This window comes from Ornithinibacter sp., assembly GCF_035443565.1.
Taxonomy (GTDB): domain Bacteria; phylum Actinomycetota; class Actinomycetes; order Actinomycetales; family Dermatophilaceae; genus Fodinibacter.
In genome coordinates this window covers 10,054-20,852 of the sequence record NZ_DAORSO010000029.1, presented here as the reverse complement: position 1 = coordinate 20,852, position 10,799 = coordinate 10,054, and the positions used below count along the sequence as shown (strand labels likewise).

The 10,799-nt window shown below is 71.7% G+C and carries 13 protein-coding genes; 1 reads left to right on the top strand and 12 read right to left on the bottom strand.

The genetic code is table 11. The features are described 5' to 3' along the window. The first annotated feature begins 69 nt into the window (after positions 1-69). On the top strand, positions 70-1,590 hold the full coding sequence (locus PLL68_RS05360) for a hypothetical protein (protein ID WP_324532356.1): 1,521 nt from the start codon (positions 70-72) through the stop codon (positions 1,588-1,590). A gap of 28 nt (positions 1,591-1,618) precedes the next feature. Here the strand turns inward: PLL68_RS05360 and PLL68_RS05355 are convergent, their stop codons facing one another. The 12 genes from PLL68_RS05355 to hisD all read right to left on the bottom strand — a co-directional run. After that, a complete protein-coding gene (locus PLL68_RS05355; RefSeq protein WP_324532354.1) occupies positions 1,619-2,707 on the bottom strand; it encodes a sensor histidine kinase in 1,089 nt (362 codons plus the stop codon). 10 nt (positions 2,708-2,717) lie between these two features. Then, entirely contained in the window at positions 2,718-3,569 is an 852-nt protein-coding gene (locus PLL68_RS05350; RefSeq protein ID WP_324532352.1) for a TrmH family RNA methyltransferase, read from the bottom strand. Positions 3,570-3,580: 11 nt separating this feature from the next. After that, on the bottom strand, positions 3,581-3,964 hold the full coding sequence (rplT, locus tag PLL68_RS05345; protein ID WP_159898828.1) for a 50S ribosomal protein L20: 384 nt from the start codon (positions 3,962-3,964) through the stop codon (positions 3,581-3,583). 45 nt (positions 3,965-4,009) lie between these two features. Beyond that, entirely contained in the window at positions 4,010-4,204 is a 195-nt protein-coding gene (gene rpmI, locus PLL68_RS05340) for a 50S ribosomal protein L35 (protein ID WP_159898826.1), read from the bottom strand. A 77-nt stretch (positions 4,205-4,281) separates the two neighbouring features. Beyond that, entirely contained in the window at positions 4,282-5,103 is an 822-nt protein-coding gene (gene infC / locus PLL68_RS05335; protein ID WP_502910674.1) for a translation initiation factor IF-3, read from the bottom strand. Positions 5,104-5,445: 342 nt separating this feature from the next. Further along, positions 5,446-6,216, bottom strand: a complete 771-nt coding sequence (locus PLL68_RS05330; protein WP_324532349.1) for an SseB family protein — start codon at positions 6,214-6,216, stop codon at positions 5,446-5,448. After that, complete coding sequence (gene priA / locus PLL68_RS05325) at positions 6,213-6,950, bottom strand: bifunctional 1-(5-phosphoribosyl)-5-((5-phosphoribosylamino)methylideneamino)imidazole-4-carboxamide isomerase/phosphoribosylanthranilate isomerase PriA (RefSeq protein ID WP_324532347.1); 738 nt, start codon at positions 6,948-6,950, stop codon at positions 6,213-6,215. The genes PLL68_RS05330 and priA overlap by 4 nt, the downstream gene beginning before the upstream one ends. Before the next feature lie 85 nt (positions 6,951-7,035). Then, positions 7,036-7,677, bottom strand: a complete 642-nt coding sequence (hisH, locus tag PLL68_RS05320; protein ID WP_324532345.1) for an imidazole glycerol phosphate synthase subunit HisH — start codon at positions 7,675-7,677, stop codon at positions 7,036-7,038. Then, positions 7,674-8,300, bottom strand: a complete 627-nt coding sequence (locus PLL68_RS05315) for a hypothetical protein (RefSeq protein WP_324532343.1) — start codon at positions 8,298-8,300, stop codon at positions 7,674-7,676. Before PLL68_RS05315 ends, hisH begins: the two co-directional genes overlap by 4 nt. Before the next feature lie 3 nt (positions 8,301-8,303). Further along, on the bottom strand, positions 8,304-8,918 hold the full coding sequence (gene hisB / locus PLL68_RS05310; RefSeq protein ID WP_324532341.1) for an imidazoleglycerol-phosphate dehydratase HisB: 615 nt from the start codon (positions 8,916-8,918) through the stop codon (positions 8,304-8,306). Next, on the bottom strand, positions 8,915-10,072 hold the full coding sequence (locus PLL68_RS05305) for a histidinol-phosphate transaminase (RefSeq protein ID WP_324532339.1): 1,158 nt from the start codon (positions 10,070-10,072) through the stop codon (positions 8,915-8,917). Before PLL68_RS05305 ends, hisB begins: the two co-directional genes overlap by 4 nt. A gap of 71 nt (positions 10,073-10,143) precedes the next feature. Then, a partial coding sequence (hisD, locus tag PLL68_RS05300) for a histidinol dehydrogenase (RefSeq protein ID WP_324532337.1) occupies positions 10,144-10,799 on the bottom strand: 656 nt, incomplete at its 5' end.

Below are 10,799 nucleotides of genomic sequence, written 5' to 3'. Positions count from 1 at the left end.
TGACAGCGCGCCGGCGCCGAGGGTTGGGTCCCGTCCGGGACGAGGAGGACCGCCCGATAGCATCGCCGCGTGCAGAAGGACCGGATGGCCGGCGAGACCGTTGCCTACTGGATCCTGTCCTCGCTGGTGGTTCTCGCAGCCGCGGTGTCCACGGCGCACGGTGACTGGGTGAGCGACTCATGGATCCACCTCGGTGCCATCCACGAGATGTCCCGCGACTTCTGGTCACCGGTGGAGCCGCTCGTCGGCGAGGACGTGCCCTTCCCGTACTTCTCGCCGTGGACAGCCGTCGGCGCGCTGGGGGTGCGGCTGTTCTCCGTCACTCCTTTCCAGGTGCTGGCCGTCTTCGCCGTGGTGTCCCCCCTGGTCCTGGTCCACTCGCTGCACCGCCTCGTGCGCGCCGTGAGTCCCGCTCCGTGGGCCCCCGTTGCCGTGCTGGCGGCACTCCTGACGGTCTGGGGGACCAGAGCGTTCTTCTGGAGCGGATTCCTCAGCCTCAACACCCTCGTCGTCGGGTCCTCGTGGCCCAGCGTCCTCGCGACCGCGTTCTGGTTCTACCTGTGGGCCGCCGTCTGGACCAGCACCCGGATGACTCGGGGGTTGATCGCGACGCTGCTCGTCGTTCCCGGTGTGCTGCTGTTGTTCCACCCGTTCACGTTCCTCAGCGCTGCCACGGCCTGCGCCATCACGGTGCTCCTGCGCTGGCCACGACAGCGGTGGCTCTCGGGCGCAGTGCCGTCCTTGATCTCGGTCGGCCTGGCCGCCCTCTGGCCGTGGATGTCCCTGGGGGATCTTCTCGACAACCCTCGCGGGTTCGACGGGTTCCACGTGTTCTTCTACGACGACGTGATGGCGAAGTTCGGGCTCCTCCTCCTCACGATCCCGGCCATCGTCCTTCGGCTCGGTCGACAGCGCACCGACCCTCTTGGTTGGTCGGTGCTCGCAGGCGTCGGCATCTGGGCCGCCGGAGGCGTGCTCCACGTCGAGTCCCTGGGCAGGGTGATTCCCCTCGCGTCAACGGCCGCGGCGGTGGCCCTCGGCGTGGCCGCGGCCGAGGCACTGCAACCCGCGGATGCCGGCTCGACAGGCACCGCTCGACCCCGCGGCGCGTCGGCCGCGCGCATTGTCGTCGTGCTGGCCTGGGTCGTCGCCGTGGCTGTGGGCAGCATGACCCAGTCCAACGCGTGGAGCCGCATCACCGTCGACGACGCGGCCCGTCGCAACCCCGATGACGGCACCCACCTCATCTCGCCGTATCCGGTCGTCACCGATCTGTGGGCCTCGATCCCGTCCGGTTCGGTCGTCGTGGCGAGGGACCCGCGAGTCGCGCGGCAGCTACCGGCCTCCGGACTGTTCTCGGTGGCGCCCCAGTGGCCCAGCCCAGGAGTCACGGACACCCCCCGGCGTGTCGATGACGAGGCGGCGATCCTCAGTGCCAAGACGTCTCCAGAACTGCGCGAGGAACTGCTGACCCGCTATGACGTCGGCTGGATCGTGTGGCCGGACGCCAAGAAGACACCGACCTGGTTGGCTGAGCTCGGCGTGCCGCTCGACAGCGTGGCCGGTCAGACGCTGTACGACGTGCGCTGACCCGCCCGGGTCGGCTGTCGTGCTCGGTTCAGATGTCGCGGTCGGGGAAGGTCGCGCGCAGCTGAGCCCCGCCCCCTGGTGCCTGCTCGGCGACGATCACCCCGCCATGGGCCTCGACCAGGCCCCGCACGAGGTAGAGCCCGAGCCCGGTGCCCTGCTTCGCGCCGTCCTGCCAGAACCGGGAGAACGCCAGCTCACGGTGCTGCGGGTCGATGCCGTCGCCGTCATCGGCCACGAGGACGTCGACCGCTGGCGCGCCGTCGAGCTCACCGGCCCGTGCGGCCAGGCGAACCGTGCCCCGACCGTGGATGACGGCGTTCTCGACGAGGTTGGCGACGATCTGCTCGAAACGGTCCGGATCGGCCCACACCGGACCAAGGTCGTCCGGCACGTCGACGACGAAGCGCTCGGCGTCGGCATCCGCGGGGGCATCCGCACCCGACGCGATGCGACGCTGGGCGTGCGCCCGAAGCACGGCGGCGACGTCCAGGGGCTGCGGGTGCACGGTCAGGTGCCGCGTGTTGATCCGGGAGACGTCGAGCAGTTCGGTGATCAGGCGGGTGACGCGGTCGGCGTCGGCCTCGATGGTCTCGAGCATGAGGCGCTTCTGGTCATCGGTCAGCCGGTCCCAGTTGCGCAGCAACGTCGCGGAGAAACCCTTGACGCCGGTGAGCGGCGAACGCAGCTCGTGCGCCACCGTGGTGAGCAGGGCCGCCGTCTCGTTCTCGGCGCGACGCCGCGACTCCGCGTCCCGAAGCCCCAGCACCACCGCCTCCACGGGCTCCCCCGGCGCCGGACGCACGTACTTCGCGGTGACGAGGACCTCGCGCCCCGAGGGCAGGACCAGCAGGCGCTCGCGGTGTCCCTTGCGGCTGGCCAGACCGTTCCACGGGTCGGTGAGCTCCCACCACGAGGCTCCCGCGTGGTCCTGGAGCGGCAGGACCTCCCGGACGTCACCGCCGATGGCGTCCTCGACGCGCACGCCGGTGATGCGCTCGGCGCAGGAGTTCATGAAACGCACCGTGCGCTCGGGCCCGACCGCCGCGACGAGGCCGTCGGGCAGGAACTCGAGACCGTTGACGACGAGGTCATCGGGGACCCGGAAGGGGTGCGCCATGCGGGGCACGTTACCCCGCGGTGGTGACACCCTCGCGCCGCGGTCGCTGACCCGCCGACGCGTACAGGCAGACCGTCGCCGCCATGGCGAGGTTGAGCGATTCGGCGCGGCCGTGGATCGGCACCCGGACGACCTCGTCGCAGGCGTCGCGAACCTCGTCGGGCAACCCCCAGGCCTCGTTGCCCATCACCCAGCAGTGCGGCGCCGTGAGGTCGGCATCCGGAAGGAGCGTGGCGCCCGCCCCGTCTGCGGCCAGGGTGCGGATGCCGTGAGCACGCAACGTCTCCAGCGTCGCCTCGACGTCGAGACCCGTCACCACGGGCAGGTGGAACAACGAACCGGCCGTGGAGCGCACGACCTTCGAGGAGTGGATGTCGACCGACGCACTGGAGACGAGCACGGCGTCGGCGCCCGCCGCATCGGCACCGCGGATGACGGTGCCGGCGTTGCCGGGGTCACGCACGTTCGTCAGCAGCACGAGCAGGCGTGGGTGGGCGTCGAGGACCGCCGCGAGAGCGTCAGCAGGCCCCACGGCATCCGCCCCTTCGTCACTGTCCACGACGTCGACCACGGCGAGGACCCCTTGGGGGGCGTCGGTCTCGGCCATCGCCGCGAGGACCTCGGCGCTCACCTCGTGCACCCAGAGGTTGGCGGCTCGGGCTGGCTCGACGATGTCGAGGGCATAGCGCTCGAGGGCCTCTGCGGTGACGTAGACGTCACGAACCCTGGCGGCGGCATACCTCACCGCCTCCCGGACCCCCTGGGGCCCTTCGACGGCGAAGCGGCCGGTGCGCTCACGCACCGACCGCTTCGACAGCGCTCGAACCGACCGGACCCGCTCGGCGCGGGGATTGGTCAGCATCGGCAGGACGCTCAGGCGTCAGCCTTGGCGGGCTCACGAGCCGGCTGGTTGGCCTTGGAGATCTCGACGAGCGCGGTGAACGCGGCGGCGTCGTTGACGGCCAGCTCGGCCAGCATGCGACGGTCGACCTCGACCTCAGCGGCCTTCAGGCCCTGGATGAACCGGTTGTAGGTCATGCCGTTCGCGCGGGCCGCAGCGTTGATCCGCTGGATCCACAGGCGACGGAAGTCACCCTTGCGGGCGCGACGGTCGCGGTAGCTGTAGCCCAGGCTGTGCTGGACCTGCTCCTTGGCCTTGCGGTACAGGCGCGAGCGCTGCCCGCGGTAACCGCTGGCCCGCTCGAGGACAACCCGGCGCTTCTTCTGGGCGTTGACCGCCCGCTTCACGCGTGCCACGTGAGTACTCCTTGCTTCTCTACGAAAATCTGGGGGTGGACGGCGTCAGCGGCCGAGGAGCTTCTTGACCTTCTTGAGGTCGCCCTTGGACACGAGAACGTCCTTGCTGAGGGCGCGAGCCTTCTGCGGGGTCTTCTCGTGGAACTTGTGGACGTGACCGGCCTGCTCGCGCATGACCTTGCCGCTGCCGGTGACCCGGAAGCGCTTCTTGGCGCCGCTGTGCGTCTTGTTCTTCGGCATGGTGCCGATCTCCTTGCGTTGGTCGTTCCAGCGTGTCTGTGGTGCTGGTGCTTCGGTGGTGCAGTCTTCGGGGCCGGTCAGGCCTTGGGCTTCGGGGTCGCCCGCGGCTTCGGGGCGGCCTTCGGCTTCGGTGCTGCGGCCTGCGGCTTGGGGGTCGCGGTCGGCTTGGCGGCAGCCGGCGTGGGTGCCGGTGCAGCGGCGGGTGCCTCGACCTCGGCTGCCGGGGCCGGTGCGGCTTCGGCGACAGGGGCTTCGGCAACGGGGGCCTCGGCCACCGGGGCGGCCTCGACGACGGGGGCGGCCTCGACGACCGGGGCGGGAGCCACGAACGCCTCGGCCTCGCGGACCTCGGCCTCGATGCTCTGCTCGGGTGCACTGGCTGCTGCGCTGCCCTCGTCACGACGGCGACGCTGCTCGGCCATGGCCTGCGCCTTCTTCTTCGTCGGCGCGATGACCATGACCATGTTGCGGCCGTCCTGCTTGGGCGAGGACTCCACGATGCCGAGCTCGGCGATGTCCTGCGCCAGTCGCTGGAGCAGGCGGTAGCCCAGTTCGGGACGGGACTGCTCCCGACCGCGGAACATGATCGTCACCTTGACCTTGTCGCCACCCTTGAGGAACCGCTCGACGTGGCCCTTCTTGGTGCCGTAGTCGTGCGGGTCGATCTTCGGGCGGAGCTTGATCTCCTTGATGACCGTGTTGACCTGGTTCTTGCGCGCTTCGCGTGCCTTCATGGCGGCTTCGTACTTGAACTTGCCGAAGTCCATGAGCTTGGCAACCGGCGGCTTGGCCATCGGTGCCACCTCGACGAGGTCAAGGTCTGCCTCCGCGGCGAGGCGCAGAGCGTCCTCGACGCGCACGATGCCGACCTGCTCGCCGTTCGGGCCGACCAACCGCACCTCGGGAACCCGGATGCGGTCGTTGATGCGTGGCTCGCTGATGTGCTTCTCCTTCGATCACGATCGTTGCGCTGATGCCGGTGGGCACGAGAAAGGCTCCTCGCGACACGTGCACGAGGAGCCTGGATCTTCCGATTCCGAACCGATCCGCCACACAGCCGATGCCGTCGCCACACCCTCGCGGGTTCGGCGCGACCACAGTGCGTCGCAGACCTGTTGGACCCGGCAACCTGATGGTTGACGCGGGTGGAAGCTGGGCTTCTCTTGCACACCCCCCGTAAGGGAGGTCGGTCAGCGGTCAACACTACCAGCGACCCGGCATCCGCCGAAATCGGCTCGTGGTCAGCGGATGCGGAAGGCCAGCCCGTCGATGCGCGCCCTCAGCTCACCGTCGGTCGCGAGCTTCTCGCCGACGCGGGTCGCCACGGCCCGCACGGCCTCGGGGCCCAGACCGGGGCGAAGGTCGAGCACGACACCGAGCACCCCCTCGCCTCGCGGGTTGCCCTCCTCGATCTCGGATGCCGTGACGTCGGGTTCGTCGCGCAGCGCGGCGGTGACGCTGGCGGCGACGAACGGGTCGGTGTGCGCCGGCACCCACCGACGCTGTTGGGCCAGTGCCCACACCATCGAGGGGCGCAGGACCCGGGTGGCCGGGCCTGCGACGTCGACGACGATGACCTCGCACCCCTCGGACACGGCCGCCTGGCCGGCCCGCGCAGGGGTCACCGGCACCGGACGGGCCTCGGGGTCCCAGGCGGCGACGGCCTCGATGCCGGAGAAAACCGGCAGGGCACGCATGCCGTCGGGGGCGACGAGCGTCACGGCCGCGAGGTCGACCTGGCTGTCGACGGCGTGCTCCCCCGAGGTGTCGACCTCGGTGGGTTCGGCGACGATCGGCACGAGGAAGCGACCCGCCTCGACGGCCGCCATGAGGGCGACGTCGTCGCCGGGGGCGGCCAGTGCGGCGAGCAGCGCCGGATCGGCCGCGCCGGTGTCGGTGTCGAACCCGCTCGGCGAGAGCTCACGAGCGGCCCACGGCAGGTCCGCGGAGTCGGTGGCCTCGCCCGCGGGTGCGTGCAGGGGGTGGTGCTCGTGCTCGCGCGGGTTGGTCATGCCCGGCCGGCGACGTCGAGCGCCTGGGGCAGCGTGAAGGCCCCGCGGTACAGGGCCGAGCCGATGATCGCGCCCTCGACCCCGTCACCCACGAGACCACGGATGGCCACGATGTCCTCGATGGTGGACACCCCACCGGAGGCGATGACGGGACGGTCGGTGCGGGCACACACGTCCCGCAGCAGGTCGAGGTTCGGGCCCTGGAGCATCCCGTCCTTGGCGACGTCGGTGATGACGTAGCGGGCGCACCCCTCGGCGTCGAGGCGCGCGAGGGTCTCCCAGAGGTCGCCGCCCTCCTGCGTCCAGCCGCGGGCGGCCAGGGTCGTGCCGCGCACGTCGAGGCCGACCGCGACCCGGTCACCGTGCTCCGCGATGGCCCGCGCGGTCCATTCGGGGTTCTCCAGCGCCGCCGTGCCGACGTTGACCCGACGGCATCCGGTCGCGAGCGCGCGCTCGAGGCTCTCGGCATCGCGGATGCCGCCGCTCATCTCGACGTCGATGTCGAGCGTTCCGACGATGCTCGCGAGCAGGTCCGCGTTGGAGCCGCGACCGAAGGCAGCGTCGAGGTCGACGAGGTGCAGCCACTGCGCCCCCTGCTCCTGCCAGGCCAACGCGGCCTGCAGCGGGTCACCGAAGTCACCGCCGGTGCCTGCCACCCCCTGCACGAGCTGGACGGCCCGCCCGCCGACGACGTCGACGGCAGGCAGGAGCTGCAGGATGGGCTGGCTGGTCACGAGGGGTCCTCCGCGGCGTGGTCGAGCAGGTCTGGGGGCGGTGCCCAGTCTGCCGGATCGGGTCGTAGGGGTCGGACCCCGTTCGTCAGAGGGAACGCACCCAGTTGCGCAGCAGGGCCAGCCCGGCCTCGCCGGACTTCTCCGGGTGGAACTGCGTCGCCGTCAGGGGGCCGTTCTCGACCGCGGCGATGAACCGCTCGCCGTGGGTCGCCCACGTGACGCGGGGTGCCACTGCCGCGAACGGGCCGTCCGAGGCCTCGAGGGCCCAGGTGTGGGCGGCGTAGGAGTGCACGAAGTAGAACCGCTCGTCGGCGATGCCCTCGAACAGCACGCTCCCCGGTGCGACCTCGACGGCGGACCAGCCCATGTGCGGCACCACCGGGGCCCGCAGCCGCTCCACGGTGCCCGGCCACTCCCCCACCCCGGCCAGCGGCGTCGCGCTGGGCTCGCTCGACCCCTCGAACATCACCTGCATGCCGACACAGACGCCGAGGACGGGACGACCACCTGACAGGCGCTGGTCGATGATCCGCGGCCCGTCGGCGGCAATGAGCCCGGCCATGCAGGCGTGGAAGTTGCCGACGCCCGGCACGAAGAGCCCGTCGGCAGCCAGGGCGGCGTCACGGTCACCGGTGAGGCTGACCTCGGCACCGACGTGCTCCAGCGCGCGCACGGCGCTGCGGATGTTGCCGCTGCCGTAGTCGAGCACGACGACACGGGCACTCATCGGCCACTCACCTCGGCCTGGTGGGCGGCCTCCTCGGCCATGAGGCGGTCGAAGGTCATGACGCCGCGCACCGAGGGCTCGACGTCGTGGGCGCCGTCGCTGTCGCCGCGCACCAGCAGGTCGCGGCCGGGGAGCCCGAGCAGACCGAGAACGGTCACGAGCAGGTCAACCGGTGCGCCGGTGCCGGAGCGCAGCACCTCGGCCACGACCTCCTCGCGAACCCGCCCGGACGCACCGGCCACGGAGAGCAACAGCGGCAACCGCAGCGGTGTGAGGGAGGGCGTGGGGACGACACCGGTGCCCGGCTCCCACACGAGCCAGTGGATGTGGGAACGCAGCCCGGGTGGCTGGACCGTGATGGCAGCCCGGCCGTGCACGTCGAAGAACCCCAGCGCGGGTCGTGCCCGGCGTGGCGCGGGGCGGGCCGCGAGCAGTTCGAGGCCGACGTCGTAGGGGGCCACGCTGCGGGCGCGTTCCTCGGCCAGGGTGATGCCGGTCCAGGCCCCGAACGGGGCGACGGTCACCGCCACCAGACCTCGTCGCAGCCACCGGTTGACGGCGGCCGGAGGCTGGCGCACGAGAACCAGCCCGTGCCCCTGCCCCGTGCGCGCGACGCCGGCCACGGGCTAGAGCGCACCCTTCGCGCTCGGGATCCCCTCGACCCTGGGGTCGCGGGCGACCGCGGCACGCAGAGCGCGCGCCAGCGCCTTGAACTGGGCCTCGACGACGTGGTGGGGGTCGCGACCGCCGAGCACCCGCACGTGCAGGGCGATCTGGGCGTGGAAGGCGAAGGACTCGAGCACGTGGCGGGTGAGCGAGCCCACGTAGTGACCGCCGATGACGACGTACTGCTGGCCCTCGGGCTCCCCCTCGTGCACGCAGTAGGGCCGGCCGGCGACGTCGACGACCGCGAGCACGAGCGCCTCGTCGAGGGGCACCGTGGCGTCACCGAAGCGGGCGATCCCGCTCTTGTCCCCGAGGGCCTCGCGCACGGCCTGTCCGAGGACGATCGCGACGTCCTCGACGGTGTGGTGCGCATCGATGTGGGTGTCGCCCGTGGCCGTGACGGTCAGGTCGATCAGCGAGTGCTTGGCCAGGGAGAGCAGCATGTGGTCGTAGAAGGGCACGCCGGTGTCGACCTGACCGCGGCCGCTGCCGTCGAGGTCGACGCTCACCTCGACGGTGCTCTCGGAGGTCCCGCGACGCACCGTGGCGGTACGGGGGGCTGGCGCGCTGCTCACGGTCGGGCTCCTGGGCTGAGGGTCATGGGCGTGCTGGTGGTGCGGTGCTGCGGTGCGAGGTCGGACATCGCCTGCAGGAAGGCGGTGGTCTCCTGCGGCGTGCCGGCCGTGACACGAAGATAGTGGGCGATGCCGACGTCGCGAACGAGGACGCCCCGCTCGAGCAGCGCCGACCACGTCGTGTGGGAGTCCTCCAGACCCCCGAAGAGCACGAAGTTCGCGTCGCTCGGCACCGGGTCGAGCCCCATTGCTGTGAGTTCGGCCACCAACCGGTCACGTTCGGCCTTGATCGCGCCCACCGTCTCGAGCATGAGGTCTGCGTGCTCGAGCGCGGCGAGGGCCACCGCCTGGGTCTGGGTGGCGAGGTGGTACGGCATCCGCACCAGGCGCAACGCGTCGACGAGGGCCGGGTCGGCGGCGAGGTACCCGAGACGGCCCCCGGCCAGGGCGAACGCCTTGCTCATCGTGCGCGTCACGACGAGCCGCGGTCGGCCCTCGAGCAGGGTCAGGGCACTCGGGGTGCCCGGTCGGGCGAACTCCGCGTAGGCCTCGTCGACGACGATGAGCGCGTCGGGTGCCGCGTCGTGCACGGCGACGACGGTGTCGAGGGAGAGCGCCGTTCCTGTGGGGTTGTTCGGGGAGCACAGGAACACGACGTCGGGGCGGTGGGCGCGCACCTGCTCGACCGCAGAGGCCGCGTCGAGGTCGAACGCGCCCCCGCCCGCGACGCCGCGCAGGCCGTCGACCCACGTCGTGCCCGTCGTCGTCGTGATGATGGGGTGCATCGAGTAGGCCGGGGTGAACCCGAGCGCGGTGCGACCGGGGCCACCGAACGCCTGCAGCAGGTGCAGCAGCACCTCGTTGGAGCCGTTGCCGGCCCACACCTGGTCGGCGCCGATCACGGTGCCCGAACGGGACAGGTACGCGGCCAGCGCCTCACGCAGGGCCGTGAACTCGCGATCGGGGTAGCGGTTGAGACCGGATGCCGCGGCCGCCACGGCCTTGGTCATCGCCTCGACGACGACGGCAGGAACCGGGTACGAGTTCTCGTTGGTGTTCAGGGCCACCGGCACGTCGAGCTGCGGAGCGCCGTAGGCGGTGCGCCCGCGCAGGTCGGCGCGCAGCATCGCCTCGACGGTGGTGCGGGAATCCATGGCGCAGAGTCTAGGTCGCTGCGCCCTGTGGCAACTTTTCCACCCGACGCCCGAGCGGCGCCGCGGCGGGCTCAGGCGCTCGGGTCGAGCTCGGGGTGCCGCGCGAGCACGGCCTCACCGTGGGCGGGCAGGTCCTCGGCGCGGGCGAGCGTGACGACGTGGCCGCCCACCTCGCGCAGCGCCTCCGACGAGTACGTGACGACGTGGATGCCGCGCAGGAAGCTCTGCACCGACAGCCCGCTGCTGTGGCAGGCGCACCCACCCGTGGGCAGCACGTGGTTGGAGCCGGCGGCGTAGTCACCGAGGCTGACCGGCGACCAGGGGCCGACGAAGACCGCACCGGCATTGCGCACGCGGGCGGCGACGGATGCCGCGTCGCGCGTCTGGATCTCCAGGTGCTCGGCCGCGTAGGCGTTGACCAGGGCCAGACCGGCCTCGACGTCGTCGACGAGGACGATCGCCGACTGCCGACCGGCCAGCGCGGTGGCCACCCGCTCGGTGTGCTTGGTCGTGGCGACCCGACGCGCCAGCGCCGTCTCGACGGCATCCACGAGGTCCGGGGAGTCGGTGACGAGCACGGCCGCGGCGAGCGGGTCGTGCTCGGCCTGGGAGATGAGGTCGGAGGCGACGTGGTCGGCATCCGCGCTGTCGTCGGCGAGCACGGCGATCTCCGTGGGGCCGGCCTCGGCGTCGATGCCGATGATCCCCTTGAGCAGGCGCTTGGCCG